Origin of the sequence: Halalkalibacter oceani (genome assembly GCF_040544555.1) — a bacterium.
Lineage (GTDB): Bacteria > Bacillota > Bacilli > Bacillales > Bacillaceae_D > Halalkalibacter > Halalkalibacter oceani.
In genome coordinates this window covers 1-14,672 of record NZ_JBEPKD010000032.1, presented here as the reverse complement: position 1 = coordinate 14,672, position 14,672 = coordinate 1, and the positions used below count along the sequence as shown (strand labels likewise).

The 14,672-nt window shown below is 45.2% G+C and carries 12 protein-coding genes, 1 pseudogene and 1 riboswitch; of the genes and pseudogenes, 2 read left to right on the top strand and 11 right to left on the bottom strand.

Annotated features, from left to right (window positions below):
• Nucleotides 1-74 precede the first annotated feature (74 nt).
• A riboswitch (cobalamin riboswitch) is annotated at nucleotides 75-265 on the bottom strand.
• A gap of 110 nt (nucleotides 266-375) precedes the next feature.
• The 8 genes and pseudogenes from ABMB67_RS21205 to ABMB67_RS21175 form a co-directional block, all read right to left on the bottom strand.
• Entirely contained in the window at nucleotides 376-948 is a 573-nt protein-coding gene (locus ABMB67_RS21205) for a hypothetical protein (protein ID WP_251194728.1), read from the bottom strand.
• Nucleotides 949-1,109: 161 nt separating this feature from the next.
• The gene (locus ABMB67_RS21200) at nucleotides 1,110-1,430 is read right to left on the bottom strand and encodes a YbjQ family protein (protein ID WP_354573224.1); all 321 of its coding nucleotides are present in this window, start codon (nucleotides 1,428-1,430) and stop codon (nucleotides 1,110-1,112) included.
• Between the two features lie 689 nt (nucleotides 1,431-2,119).
• Complete coding sequence (locus ABMB67_RS21195; protein WP_354573223.1) at nucleotides 2,120-2,644, bottom strand: hypothetical protein; 525 nt, start codon at nucleotides 2,642-2,644, stop codon at nucleotides 2,120-2,122.
• 299 nt (nucleotides 2,645-2,943) lie between these two features.
• A pseudogene (locus tag ABMB67_RS23485) lies at nucleotides 2,944-3,051 on the bottom strand (hypothetical protein); the annotation flags it as partial.
• Complete coding sequence (locus tag ABMB67_RS21190) at nucleotides 3,008-4,063, bottom strand: OmpL47-type beta-barrel domain-containing protein (RefSeq protein WP_354573235.1); 1,056 nt, start codon at nucleotides 4,061-4,063, stop codon at nucleotides 3,008-3,010. The gene ABMB67_RS21190 and the pseudogene ABMB67_RS23485, both read right to left, overlap by 44 nt.
• A gap of 165 nt (nucleotides 4,064-4,228) precedes the next feature.
• Nucleotides 4,229-4,387 carry a hypothetical protein gene (locus tag ABMB67_RS21185; RefSeq protein WP_251194731.1) on the bottom strand — a complete coding sequence of 53 codons (159 nt, stop codon included), beginning with the start codon at nucleotides 4,385-4,387 and terminating at the stop codon, nucleotides 4,229-4,231.
• 17 nt (nucleotides 4,388-4,404) lie between these two features.
• The gene (locus ABMB67_RS21180) at nucleotides 4,405-4,842 is read right to left on the bottom strand and encodes a GLUG motif-containing protein (RefSeq protein ID WP_354573234.1); all 438 of its coding nucleotides are present in this window, start codon (nucleotides 4,840-4,842) and stop codon (nucleotides 4,405-4,407) included.
• Between the two features lie 17 nt (nucleotides 4,843-4,859).
• Nucleotides 4,860-5,261 (bottom strand): hypothetical protein, encoded by a 402-nt coding sequence (locus tag ABMB67_RS21175; protein ID WP_354573222.1) that lies wholly within the window; start codon nucleotides 5,259-5,261, stop codon nucleotides 4,860-4,862.
• Nucleotides 5,262-5,564: 303 nt separating this feature from the next.
• Between ABMB67_RS21175 and ABMB67_RS21170 the strand changes: the two genes are divergently transcribed.
• Complete coding sequence (locus tag ABMB67_RS21170) at nucleotides 5,565-6,002, top strand: hypothetical protein (protein ID WP_251194733.1); 438 nt, start codon at nucleotides 5,565-5,567, stop codon at nucleotides 6,000-6,002.
• A gap of 343 nt (nucleotides 6,003-6,345) precedes the next feature.
• Nucleotides 6,346-7,377, top strand: coding sequence for a helix-turn-helix transcriptional regulator (locus tag ABMB67_RS21165; protein WP_251194734.1), 1,032 nt, complete (start codon nucleotides 6,346-6,348; stop codon nucleotides 7,375-7,377).
• A 325-nt stretch (nucleotides 7,378-7,702) separates the two neighbouring features.
• On the opposite strand, the gene ABMB67_RS21160 is transcribed toward ABMB67_RS21165, so the two are convergent.
• The 3 genes from ABMB67_RS21160 to ABMB67_RS21150 form a co-directional block, all read right to left on the bottom strand.
• The gene (locus tag ABMB67_RS21160; protein ID WP_354573221.1) at nucleotides 7,703-13,006 is read right to left on the bottom strand and encodes a leucine-rich repeat protein; all 5,304 of its coding nucleotides are present in this window, start codon (nucleotides 13,004-13,006) and stop codon (nucleotides 7,703-7,705) included.
• 32 nt (nucleotides 13,007-13,038) lie between these two features.
• Nucleotides 13,039-13,497 carry a MaoC/PaaZ C-terminal domain-containing protein gene (locus tag ABMB67_RS21155; protein ID WP_251194736.1) on the bottom strand — a complete coding sequence of 153 codons (459 nt, stop codon included), beginning with the start codon at nucleotides 13,495-13,497 and terminating at the stop codon, nucleotides 13,039-13,041.
• A 334-nt stretch (nucleotides 13,498-13,831) separates the two neighbouring features.
• Nucleotides 13,832-14,422: a TetR/AcrR family transcriptional regulator gene (locus ABMB67_RS21150; RefSeq protein ID WP_354573220.1), complete on the bottom strand. Its 591-nt coding sequence runs from the start codon at nucleotides 14,420-14,422 to the stop codon at nucleotides 13,832-13,834.
• Nucleotides 14,423-14,672: the final 250 nt, after the last annotated feature.

Below are 14,672 nucleotides of genomic sequence, written 5' to 3'. Positions count from 1 at the left end.
TAGGCATGGAATATCCTTGAACATTCCACCGCTTTAAAAGCTGTGCCGTCTCACTTCTCAGTCCCCGAAGATAGCTGACTTTGGAAAAAGTGGCAGGTCTCCTGACTCGTGCTTCGTCCTACAATGAGCCTTCCCATACAAGAGCGATCTACCTGCTTGCACAGTGGTTTTCTCATTTCGTCACACTTACAGTTGCGGGGACAGTTCTGGATTTTCACCAGATTCCCTATTAAGCCGTATATGGCGCCATTTATCCACATCAATATATAGTTGTCATCCTCGCGACCAATCACGATATATTGTATATAGTAATGGATTTCTGTCTGAGTTGCAAGATTTGTTTTTGAAGAATGATAGGAAAGGATGAGGGCAGGGTCAGCCAACTTGCTCCAGAACATCTTTCAGACTGCCTGATCCCACCGAGGACAAATGCTGTGAAAAATATCCCTCAACCCGGCCTTCATAAAGGAAAACAGCCTGCTTGCAAGCTGCTAAGTCATCAGGTTTTACAAAGCAGGGAAGCTTCCCACCGACAGAAATTCCGCCTCTCTGCAATACCGTCGCAACAAATTCCGAGCAGAAAAAAGCATACGGCCGCTTGATTTCCTTCGCAAACAAAACGCCAAAAAGTCCGAGGAAGTTATACGTATAGCTTGTCTGCTGCGTCTCGATTTCCCGGACGTAGGACAGCATTTTTTGATAGCTTTCCTCCGTTACAGAGCAGCGATAAATCGCGCAATACGCTTCTCCGAAAAAACGGTCTCTCATATTCTCCTTTACAAATCCACCGATGAAAGGATTATTCATTCGTTTCCGTCCAAAGCTGCAGGTCATCTCCAGTTCTTTGTCAAAAGACAGGGACGCATGGTTCAAGCGCTTTTTTGTAAACAACCTGATCATCCTTGTAAAAACCGTTCCGGTATCGGTAAGTATAATATAAACATCCATCCTCTCGCCTCCATCTTCTGACGCAGCTAAAGCAGCATCTTTCTTTATAGATCATCCTATAAATTTGAAGATGGAAAAACGCTCCGAGGTTGCAAATCCTATCCGTCTTAAGGCTGATTATTTGCACACGATTAGGGCTCCCTTTGCCCGCCCTCTCTTCCTCATCCCTCAGCTTCAATCACAACCGCTGTCCCGTAGGCGATAATTTCTGCAGCTGCACTCATCAATGTAGCCGACTGCAGTCTCATGCCGACAACCGCATTGGCTCCTTTCGCTTCAGCCTCTTCGACCATCCGATGGATCGCCAGCTTTCTCGCTTCCGCCATCATGTCAGAATATCCCTTTATTTCTCCGCCGACAATTCCTTTTAAAGCCGCTGTAATATCCCGTCCAATATGCTTCGTCTGGATCGTGCTTCCTTTGACATAGCCCTTTACCTCTGTTATTTCATAGCCGGCCACCTGCTCAGTAGTCACTATCATCCTAATCGATTTCCTCCTTTTTTTCGATGCGCCTTTCTCTGATGAGAATCAGCAGCAAGACGACCAATGAAATCACGTAAATGTTTGGTTATCCGTAATATAGAATTTTTACTAACTAACTTCTAGGAAAGACTGAAATAAGACACTTACAAAACAAGACCCTGTGAAAGCCTTGTTGATCTATTTTTGATAGTACTGGATTCCCAATTCACAATTGCTTTGTTCGGAATAAAATACCGATCTTTTCATCTGTAATGTTCAACAGCCAGTTTCCCTTCTTATGTTGTATAGACTTATGGTTGGTGGAGTGACCTTTAACCGGCGGGCTACCCCACTAGAGTCAATCCAGTAAGTACATTGGTCAGCAATGAGTACCAACGAGAGATATCATGAAAGCGATCGGTCATATGCAAGAGAGTACAACGGAAATTTATTTGCAGAGTTAAGTTAAAAAGAGCCAGCAACAATGGATAGAAACTTTTCCTGATATTTGAACTATTCCACCTTACTTTCTTGCGAAATTTGAAGATGGAGATTCCAAAGAACACTAGCGCAACCGATAGTTATGGATTAGGCTATCCCCTAGAAGTCTTATCGCTTCATTTTTAAGATTCTTTTGAAGCGATTGCATAGGGAGTCGTCTGTCGGGAAAAGCTAAAGACTAAAAATATGAATGCTTATAGCCAACTTTACACACTCATATCCCCCATCTCTACACCAAGCTGCTCGCCCAATCCCTGCAGAACAAGAGCATTCTCATGCAGCTGGAAGTTGGAGACATTCCGCATCACCTTAAACACCGCTTCCAGGTAAGATTCCAACATTACCCCCAATGAACCCGCCGGAAACTGCATCTGTACAGCCTCTTCTGTGTTATTGATTTCAAGGGTGATATAAGGTTTCTTTCCCTCTGCCAAATGTGCTATCAATTCATTCATCATCTCTTTCGAAAGAAAGAAATTTTCCTCCGCGACGCCGTCTTCCAACGTTATCTTCTTAAACGCAGATGGATCGACATGGAGGTTTATTCCACCGTCTGGGTTGAAGCTTAGTTCAATCGTTAAAGAAGGTGAAGAAAAGTCGTCAGCACTGCTGTCTGATGAATCATTACGGCCTGTGTTCCCGGTACCAGAAGGTGTATACAATTGGAACCGATTGGAATGGGTCTCAACCGTATTGCCTGCCCGATCCTCGCTTGAATGTGCAAATACCAATCACCATCTACACCACTTTTTGTCAATATCTCTCCATCTACAAATGAAGTCCAGCCTGATGTAGGGGCTGTTGTATTGGGTGACCATAAATACCTTATAGATGTTGGGTCTTGACCACTAGCATCATCCGACACATTCACTGCTGTCCGTGCCGATGCTGACCCTCTCTCCGTTCCATTTGTACCAAAAGTAACTGTCGGTTCAGATTTGTCAATGTGAATCGCAATGGATGAGTCAAGTGTATTGCCCGCTTTGTCGGTGACCGCAAACACTAGCATATGCTCCCCTTCAGCACTTATAGTAATCGGATCTCCATTTTGATAGGCTTGAGGGGCTCCACCATTCAATGTATAGGTGATATGGTCAATGCCACTTACACCTGTCTTCGCATCGATGCTTGCCGTCACACTCAAGTTTGTCCAGTCGCCGCTCGTGTACCAGCTCAAGTGTTGGGGTGAGCTTTAATCCACTTGAGCTGACCTTAACGATACGTTGCACAGTTGTTTCGTTGCCTGCGATATCCATGGCTTTCAACACAAGCGAATAGGAACCGTCCTCCTTCAGTTTGATCGGTGAGTCATACGGACTCCAGGTGACGCCACCATCCAATGAGTATACGAAGGAAAAAATCCCTGAATCATCATACACAATCGCCGTGACTGTCACTTCCTGGTTTGACCAAGTGTCAGCCACATAAGTTTGGCCGTAGGCCCTCTTCATCCCGATATCAATGGTCGGCGAAATGCCATCGATCATTATTCCGCTTGTATCGCTCACAGGCAGTTGCAGCGAAGCATCCATCCCGTTAGCAAGGATGCGAGCAAGCTCCGGGAGTATGATCGCTCCAACCTCAATGCCACTCGAATCACTTATCCCCTCTTCGATCACATACTCAAATTGAAGCTGATTCGTTTCCGGCTGTGTTGTATAGCTTGCCAAATAAGTATTTCCGTCGATCAAAACCGGCAAAGTCGGGGTGCCGTCCACCGTAACAGGCGTGTCATAGACTGCAGTAAACTTCAATGTATCCCCAATCCCATACTTCCCATCTGGTATGACCAGTTCAGTTATTTTCGAGGGTACCTTGATGGTTACTTCATATCTACCCACAAATTCTGTCTGATTCGAATAAACGTCCAGCGCAAAGAGATTGTCTCCCGCACCGACTTTTTTCGTAACCGACCCTTCCATCTTCTCCCCATTGATCCAAACCTCTGCGGCAGAATGAACAGGAGGCGCATCAAAGACCACCTCTTCGACTGCCTGATCAAAGGTCACCGTATACGAATGGTTCCCTTGGTCAAACGCTGCATCCCACATCGCAGTTGCAGTTCCTTGGGCATCCTCTATCGTTAAAGCAGACAAGTGATTGGCGGTAAAGTCTGCAATTAGCCGGGGATAAGACTCCCCATCGATCATCGTCCAAGTATCAGCAAAATCCAGATGTCCATAAGTGGATTGTCTTTTCATCTCAGCCGCAATCTCCAAACGGACAACTTGATCCTTTATACTATGATCGCTACTAAATTGATAAGCTCCTACATTCACTCCGGAGGTTTCCTTATTCCAGTAAGAGAAAGATACCTACCCTACATTCACAGCTAACGCAGCAGCGATATCACCTGCCGTAACTCCTCCACCAGCATAATAATGGGAAGCGTTGCCCCAGTTGTAACCAATCAAGCCTCCCGCTTTATCTGTGCCATTAGTATTCCCTGTCGCATAAACGTTTGATACTTCCACTTTGTTGTTATAACCAATTAGCCCCCTACCATTACGCCTTCAACCTCCCCTGTCGCGTATGCAAAGGAAACAGGTATATTATTTAAACCGATTAATCCACCTGCATCTCCGTCTGACGTCACATCACCTGTCGCATAAACATATGAAACAGAACCATCATTATTATTGCCGATCAACCCGCCTGCATCTCCATCTGACGCCACGTCTCCTGTAGCATAGCTGTATGAAACATTTTCTCTATTACTTCCTATTAATCCACCAACATAGTGACTTCCCGTCACATTTGCCGCAGACTGGGAGATAGTCACTTCTCCTCCTGATTCATTATAGCCAATCAGTCCACCGACATCTTGAAACTCGCTGTGAATCGTCCCAGAAGTATTTACATTCTCGATCTTGCCTTCATTCATGCCAACCAAACCACCTACATTGCGCTGATCAGCTCCAGTTTTGATAGTTACGTTCGTTACGCCTACATTTTTGCTCTTGCTTTCCGAAGTTGTAGCCGAAAATAAACCAACTTTTCTATTCTATACGTAGTGATAGAAAGGTTCGTTATTTCATACCCTTGGCCGTCAAAAATACCGGAGAACCGTTCATCCGTGATCTCACATGGATTTCTGTAATCGGAAGTTCCATCTTCACATTTTCCGATTGGTTTCCATTCTGTGCATTCCAAGTCAATATCGTTCATCAGGATATAATGGCCGGACAAGTCATTTCGGATATTATCGAGATCCGCCGCATCGTAAATTTCTATCTCTTCTGCGCTTGCCTCCGCCTGAACTTTCTCGTTTAAACCCGGTATTGAGACAAATAGCGTCAGCAAAATTCCAATAGTAAAAGCCCTGTACAATCGTTTGTTTGTTAGCATGTTACCATCCTTCCCTAATGAATGACCATTTTCGCTCCGTTTTATTTCGTGGTTAACGTTGCTTCGTGAATTTCCCCACAGAAACTCACCTAATCTCTGTTCAGAACACAATTAAACTATCACAAGACCCCTCACGTACTATTCGTATTGGATCACGTCCACCGTTTGCATCATCCAGAAGCACTAGCTGAACTCAAAGATTGGATTTTGCACAGCGAATCCTCGACTAAATTCATTTTTCTGTCGAGAGAGGCTTTACCGTATTTATCCAATTGCTCTGACTTACTACACAAGCAGTTTCAGTTGGCTTCAAAGGATTTAAAGCTTTCTTATGAGGAAAGCGAGGTTTGGTTTTACCAGCAACCTGAAATCGAAATGAATGCAATCCAGCTGTCGGACATCTTCTTTATAACAGACGGCTGTCCTGCTTTGCTCCACTTGGCAGTTCAACATAACCGCTCCGATCAAGGTGTCTTGATGGATAGTATGGACAGAATCACGCCATCCTTGGAGGGTTATGTTCTCGGGGAGTGGCTTCAACATATACCCGAAGCGATCTGGACAGAAATCCATCCATTATGCGTGACGCCTTACTTCACGATTGATTTTGCCAAGAAATTAATCCAGAAAGTAGTGCATTCACTTATTCTCCTGCTTGAACAGCATTGTTTGTTATGTAAAACAAATGTTAGAAATCGCTGGCTCTATCGATTTCACCCCCATTGTGCAGGCAATTATTAAGGAACGATTCACTCCTTTCCAAGAAACAGACACCTGCATAAAAGAAAGGGCAGCTTTATTTTTAAACGAAGAAGGCTTGATGAAGGAGGCCGTAGAGACTGCTCTAGAAGCTGGTCTGCCTATATTAGCGCTGCAATATATAAAGAAAATGGCTCCTGAGATGCTTTAAGTACAGGATTATGACTTATTGCGGAAAGGGTTTAAGGGGTTGGATTATAATGTAATATCACAAGACAAAGAGGCAACGGCATTATTTCATCGGATTTCCGGATCAGCTCATTGTTTCACTTTTCGTGCACCCGAGGATATATAGAGCCCTCATGTAACCCTTAATCGAGGGAGTTTGCCATTCATTCGTCAAGCGATGACCTTCAATGGCGATATAAACAGGATCGAACAGCAGACTCTTGGGCCTGAACCTCCTAATCCATATAATCTCCCTTTCCGCCATTTGGCTTTAGCTGAGGCTTTATATGAGAAGAATCAAATAATGCCTACGAGAGGGCAGCTTGACAAGGTATGGGAATGTGCCGGATCTAACCATCAGCAACCTGGACTTTCCATTCCTGCTTTATGGCTGACGCTTCTTTGTGATCAAGCCGAAGGCAGGCAAAAGGAAACTCATTTCATGGCTGAGGAGATTTATTACAGATCCTTGCAGACTTCGATTCCTATTTGGAGAAGAATTGGTCAAGCTGTGCGAACTTACATCCTTTTACAAGAGGGACACATAGAGGATGCAGCGGACTGGTTATCGGAACAAAAAGAAATATTGCCCATCTACTGGCACCAGTGGACAAGCTTTGAATTTTTCATGTTTGCCAGAGCGTTGATCTTATTTCAAGAAACGGAGGAAGCCAATAACTTATTGCGACGTATGCTGACATCTGCATCGTTGGAGGAAAATTCTGGTGTTCATCTGGAACGAAGAATACTGCAAACCATTGCTACCATCCAACTGGGGAGGCATGAGGAATCCCGCCTATATATAAGAAGCGCTTTAGAAATCGGTTGGAAAAATGGATATAAACGACTATTTCTTGATCATGATCCGCTTGTTTTTCTCTCGATTAATGAAGTTCAAGATGAGCTTCCCGATTATTTACAACGTTATTGCAGCCAGTTATTACAACTTGGGAGAAACGAAGACCTTAAAGTTATCAGTGAAAATCCAAAAATGAAAGATGCACTAACTATTCGCGAAATTCAAATCCTTCAATGTATTCGACAAGGTTTTTCGAATCGTACTATAGGCGAACAACTGCATATCTCGGAAGGTACTGTCAAAGGTCACTTGCATCGCATTTTTAAAAAATTAAATGTCAAAAACCGCGTTCAGGCAGTAAAGGCTGCAGAAAATGACCGGATGATTTAGCCTCCATCGATAAAGGAGCATCCTAATAGCTATGCAGACGGGTTTGACGAGCTTTTGTAGTGAAGAGTTATGGCTTGGTGACGAAAGGTGCGTCCCGGATGGTTTCACTGTCTCTATAGTTGACTTCACAAAGTCAGTCGGTGAGAGTCCTTTCAACGTCTTGACGCAAACAACGTGCAAACAGGAACTACTCACTAAAGTGTTTTCAGACTGAGCATGCACTTGTAGTTCTGCACAAAAGAAAGAGGAACCCGAAGGTCCCCTCATGCAAGTGTTTTTCAACCTGGATGCCAGACTAGCCTTGTCTCGCCTCAGGAATAACAGGTTAACCATCCTTTTCATTCTGCAGCACGTTCAGTACCTTGCTGACGACGATGGCTGCTTCTGCGCGGGTCACTTCCTGCTGTGGTCGGAAGCTTCCGTCCGGGTAGCCCGTCATCACCCCTTCTGCTTGCAGGACGGCGACCGCCTCCACGGCCCAAGCCGAAATTTCCTGCTGATCGGTAAATGTCATCGGTTCACTCGCTTCTGCTTTCAACCTCATCGCCCGCAGGACGATTAGCGCCATCTGTTCTCTCGTGATCGGATCGTTCACCCCAAAAGTTGTTTCGTCGTAGCCCGACACGATGCCATGCACGACTCCAGCGGAAATCGACTCCCGTGCCCAATGATGCTCACTGTCGGTAAAGACCGTGCTGTGCGTTCGCTCCGTGCTATCCGTTACTCCCTTGCCTTCCTGATTCAGGGCTTGAACCGCCATCGTCACAAACTCCGCTCGCGTCATCGTCTGATTCGGTTGGAAGGTACCGTCGGGATAGCCTTGTATCGCCCCTCGCGCCACCAAATGATAAATCTCTTCTTCCGCCCAATGTCCGTCCAAATCAGAAAAGGCCATCTGCGGACCATCGTCCTCCGACTCCCGCGGATCAAACGATTCATCTGGATGATTCGGTTCGTCTGCTGCTTCAACAGGACGGGCGATCGCGGCAAAATTCGTAAAATGATCGATGTCTCCACTGATCGTGCCTTGCTCTTCATCGATGATAATGTTATCCAGTTCCACCCACTCGTTTGCTTCTTCATCGAGCCAATACAGGCTAATCGTCCAGTCTTCCAGCACATGATTCATATTCGAGCCGAACGATTCAAGATCTAGCGTGAGGGTGATCGCGTCCTGAAAAGGTCCATCCTGATCCTTGGTCAGAGTGACGACCTTGCTGACCAGTTGCTCCTCATCCGTTAATGGCAACGTGTCTGGCAATTGTTCCTCATCTATGGTGTCGATTGTTAAACGGAAGGAGCGTGGCCAAGCTTCAGCGGGAATCTCGACCTCACCACCATCGAAGGAAATCACGGCACCGTTACTTCCAATGAACCTGCTGTTCGACGGCCTTGACCCTCCGCCTCCACCGCCAGAAGAGCTTCTCTCCGACGTATTCAAGCGAAAACGATTCGTCGTCGCCTGCACTTCGTTGCCCGCTGCGTCCGCTGCCTGAATATGCAAATACCAGTCTCCGTCCGCATCCTTCTTCGTCAAGTTGTCGCCGCTGGTAAACGGTAGCCAATCTGCGTCACCGGCGTCCGGAGGAGACGAATCTTGCGTCCATGCATAACGCAGACTGGATTCGTCCACGCCGCTGTTGGCGTCAGCCGGACTGTCGGTGACGGTCACCTTCGTCTCTGCGTAGGTGGACCAGGATTCATTTCCATCGGTGCCGAAATGGACCGACGGAGGGGTCTGGTCGATCCGAATTGTCCGTTCCGCTTCAACTGCGTTACCCGCGTCGTCCTGAGCACTCACGAGCAGGCCATGCACCCCTTCGGTGGCAAATTCAAGCGGGGCGGTATATGCTTGCCAATCAACACCGTTGTTCAGAGAATAGAACAACATATCCACAGGCAGGCCATCCTCATTGGAAGCATACACGGCTGCCGTCACGTTTTGGGTGGTCCATGCGCTGGGAGAATATAAACTGCCGTCCGCGTAAGTCAACGTGATGTCCAGGTTACTCGGCACAGGCAAAGCTGTCTTTGCCATGACCTCGACTGCCTCGCTCGTTCCGGAGGCGTTCACAGCCACCAAACGGTAACCATAATCCGTATTCGGAGCAAGCCCTGTATCAACATGCGAGGTTGACGGACCTCGGTATACTTCTTTGTCGTCACGGACCAAGATGTATTCATCTGCATACGGTACAGGATCCCAACTCAGATGAATCTCCGTCTCCTCCGTATTGTCCACCGATAGGTTCGGTTGAGCTGGCACCGGCAAGTCCGTTCGTGCACTCGCTTCCGACGCTTCACTCGTTCCACTAGCGTTAACAGCAACCAGGGAGTATTCATAGATGGTATCCGGTTCTAATCCCGTATCTTCATACGATGGAGACGAGCCTCGGTACACTTCTTCGTCACCGTCACGGATTAAAATGTACTCATCCGCATACGGCACAGGATCCCAGCTCAAATGAATCTCCGTCTCTTCCGTATTGTCCACCGATAGGTTCGGTTGCGCTGGCACCGGAGGAGCAACCGTGATGGTAATGTTTGCTGTACCCACTGCCCCATACTCCGTTTCAACTTGTAACGTCACCCCCAAGGTTTGCGGGGGCGATGTGTAGTCCGATACATCTAATGTCTCATTCGTGCTCGCTTCTACACCATCCACCAACCATGTCACCTTTTCAATATTTGCTACCGGGTGACTGTATGCAGCTTGCAATTGCCCACTTTCTTCATAGTCTAAAGTAAGAACCGAATCAACTTCCTCCCCGTCATACATAATCCCGACATCGGGAGCAAAATCCAACGCAATGAAGGCATACTCCTGCTCATCCGCATAGTCCTCTGTTGTTGAATTTTCATATCCGTACAGTATCAGTTCGGAAGAGTTTTCATAAAATACATCACTATCGAAAATAGCATCAGGGTTTAATACTGTTACTTTGGTAAGGTCATTCCTTCCAAGTGCATAATTTTCAATATGTGTGACGCTATCAGGAATAACCACCTCGGTCAAGTTATTAGTAAAGAATGCATATTGACCAATTGTTAGTACGCTATCAGAAATGATAACTTCGGTTAGATTGTTGTCTGCGAATGCATTAACATCAATCCTTAGCGCACTATCAGGAATGATGACTCCAGTCAAATTGTTGTTCGAAAATGCATATCTCCCAATTTCTGTTACATTGTCAGGAACCTCTATGTCTCTTAAATCGTTATATGCGAATGCCCGATTACCGATATATTCCAACGTGTCTGGAAGTTCTAATGTTTCGATATCTTTTCTCTCGAAAGCACCCTCATTAAAAGTTGCTCCATCCCGGATATGAGTCACCGTCAACCCCATCACTTCATCGGGAATCCTTAGATCACTCGGTACATCGCCAAAATCAGCGTTCCAACCGTCAATAGTGGCTGTGTCATCATCATTTTTCGTATAGTCAAACCCTGCGATATCAATGGGAATAAAGTTATACCTTTCATTCGCATGATCCTCAGTAGTTGAACCTTCCCAACCGTATAGGGTGAGGGCATCGTTAGAACCAAATGGAGAACCAACAAACTGTACCGCACGATTAAGAATGGTGACCTCGGTTAAGTTGTTGTCCCTAAAAGCATCCCTCCATATCTCCGTCACACTATCGGGGATGACTACCGATGTCAGGTCGTTAAGCCCAAAAGCAAATTCCCCTATCACCGTCACGCTGTCAGGAATGGTGACGTCGGTTAGAGTATTTCTCAGAAAAGCCTCCTCCCCGATCTCCGTCACACTATCGGGTATGCTTACACTTTCTAAATTATTATCACTAAAAACAGCCATCTCAATCACTGTCACACTTTCAGGAATATTTACGGATGTCAGCTTATTATTAGCAAAAGCATACCACCCAATCTCCATCACGCTATCAGGGATGTCTACAGATTCTAGGTTATTCTCTCTAAAAGCACCACCATCAATCTTCGTTACACTATCAGGAATGTCTACAGATGTCAGGTTGTTCTCTTGAAAAGCACCTTCTCCGACAACCGTCACACTATCAGGGATGGATACGGATGTTAGGCTGTTATTCGCAAAAGCCCAATCCCCGATATATTCTAGCGTATTTGGAAGTACTAGTGTTTCAATATCGAGCGAATCAAACGCATTATCGTTAGGTCCTGTTCCATCCCCAATCCTGGTCACGATCAACCCACCCAATTCGGAGGGAATGACGATATCCGCACCAGAACCCGTATACCCTGTAATCGTCGCGGTCCCGTCGCCGTTGTCCGTATAGGTAAAATCCAAGCCTGTAATGTCGACAAAATCGTGACCATTTGCAGTGGCATACGCCTCTGTCGTTGAGTCCAGATAACCGACCAACCGCAGATCAGCCGCGTTACTCTGAAACACAGAGTTGCCGAACGTAACATCAGGATTGTGAATGATCACGTCTGTCAAATCGTTATTCGCAAAGGCAGTGTCCCCTATAACCACCACGTTGACTGGGATGATCACGTCTGTCAGATCGTTATCCCGAAAGGCGCCATACCCGATCTCCGTCACATTGTCTGGAATGATCACTTCCGTCAGGTTGTTACCCCTAAAGGCTAAGCCCCCAATCGACTCCACACCGGTGCCCAACACCACTTCCGTCAGATTGTTGTCCGCAAAGGCTGAGACCCCTATCTCCTTCACGGTCAACCCATTTACTTCATCTGGTATGACAAGGTTCTGAGGCGGGGTACCATTATATCCTGTAATCGTCGCGGTTTCGCCGTCATCGTTGAGGCTGTAATCAAACTCCGGGACAACCTCCACCGTAACTTCTGCTGTAGCCGTCATGCCATAATTCGTTTCCACTGTTAAAGTGACTTGGATCTCTCCGAGCGTGTCTGTATAAGACTCCAGTGACAGTGTATCACCCGTTCCTGCCGGCTCTCCATCCACTTCCCAAGCAACTTCGTCAATCTCCACTATATCAGTATCATGACTATAGAAGGCCTCTAATTCCCCTGAAGATTGCAGGAAGACTTGCAGTTCATCCGCGACCGCCTCACCTGCATATTGAATGTCTACACTCGGAGGTGTGTCCAGCGGTTTGAATGTATGGTAGCTGTCATTCGCATACGTTTCCGCTACTGAATCTGTAAAACCGTAAATGGTAAAGGAACTAGATGTATGTTGGTTTCCACGAAATATAGCAATCCCCATATCTGTGACACTCTCCGGAATCATGATCGCTTCAAGGTCGTTATTATGAAATGCACTCCTCCCAATCCTTGTCACACTGTCAGGGATCGTTACTTCTGTGAGTTGATTATCGTTAAATGCATGCTCCCCAATGCTTGTGATGCTGTCTGGAATGACAACTGCTGTTAAGTTTTTATGAGAGAACACACCCGTAAGAAGATCGACCCCATCCGCAATCTCCGTCACGGTCAACCCATCCAATTCAGAGGGAATGACAATACCGACGCCCTCAGGACCCGTATACCCGGTAATCGTGGCCGTCCCATCCCCATTATCGATGTATTCAAAGTTCTCATCATTGGCATTCACTTCTACAGGTGGAATATTGGCCATTAATAACGCGATAATCACAATCACTGCCATATACGGGGTTTTTTTATTTTTCATTTTCATCAGAACTCCCCTTCCCTTTCCTTCAAGGTGATCTATGTACATGAAGAAGATTCAGCAAGTTGTTGAACTCTCGAAACAATAATACGAATTTTCACTTTAGCCCAAATCTCTTGTGCCTGATTAAAACCTGTAAATTGTAAGGTGATAAGTCCCCTTTGATCATCCAATATCTTTTTGTTTAAAACGTTAATCTCTGCTGAAATCGTGTCATTGGGGAATACCGGCTTTATCCATTTTGCATCTATCCCCATTCCTCCTAACATGTCCTCCCCGACAATCCCCAATTTGACCCATTCTCCATTAATAATGGACATCGTATGCATACCAGAGGCAACAATGCCATTGAATAAACCTGTTTTCTCTGCTTTTTTCTCATCTACATGATAATAATGAGGATCATATTTTTGTGCGAAATCAACAATTTCCTTTAGCGTAAGCGTGTATGGTTTGGTTTGATACACCTGCCCGATTTGAAACTCTTCATATTTCATTTTGTACCCTCCAATCCTTAGTTCAATAGTGCAAGTATCGCCTCGGTCATATCTTCTAGATCAACCTGCTCCCTGCAGCGGTTTGAATGTAGGGTTGCGATCATTCGCATACGTTTCCACTACTGTACCTTAAAAGCCACAAATCCTCCCCTGTCCTTCACCAGTTGGTATGGAGTGACTCACTTTCTCAAGCAATACTAATTAAATACTAATTAATTAGTATTTAATTAGGCAATTAACTCTTCTGTACCCATTACCGAATGAAATACTGGAATTTATTGGTTTTAGAAAAAAGTAAACCGAAATGCATATTAACCATCTAGTCATCAAAAAATCACTTCAGCAAAGCGAGTATCGCCTCTGTCATCTTATCTACATCAATCGGCTCTCCATCCATATGGTGATGGATAATGCCACCTGTGATGATGTCATAACAGCGAATAGCCAAATCTTTGGCATCTTTCTCCCGGGTGACCCAGCCTTTCTTTTGTAAACCTCTTATAATAAGAGCAATATCCTCCGCCCACTTTGAATGATATTCACGAAAATAAGTTCGGACTTTTTCATCATGACGATTTTGTATATAAAAATCATAAAATACCAATGTCCACCTTGAAGAAATGTAACGAGAAAGCACCTCATTTGCCCAATAGGACACAGTTTGCTTGAAGTCTTCTCCAACAATTTGGGTAGCTTCCCTATGTTCCTCTTTAAAAAAGAACCCTTGATGACCCAATAAATGAAAGAAAAAATCCTGCTTGTTTTTGAAATGTACATAAAAGGCGCCTTTTGTATAACCTGCACGTGCAGTAATGTCTTCAAGAGTCGTAGCTGCATACCCCTGTTCACAAAATACATCCATTCCTGCTTCTAACAATTTATGATAGGTATGCTCCCGTTTTTGTTGAAATTTATTTTTCGTCACTTTTTCAGTCTCCTATCTAAATACCTGCTTTGATTCTAATAATATAATTTGAATGCTACCACAAATTAAATACTATCAGGTTAGTAATTAATTTACAAGACCATTTTTTTCCGGAAGGAAAAAAACAACCTATTAACTCAGTCCCCTTCTTTTCACAATCGGATAGGAGGTTACTCATTAGTTGAGTAGCCGACCTTCCACACCACCGTACGTACCGTTCGGTATACGGCGGTTCCTAAGTTTACACCTT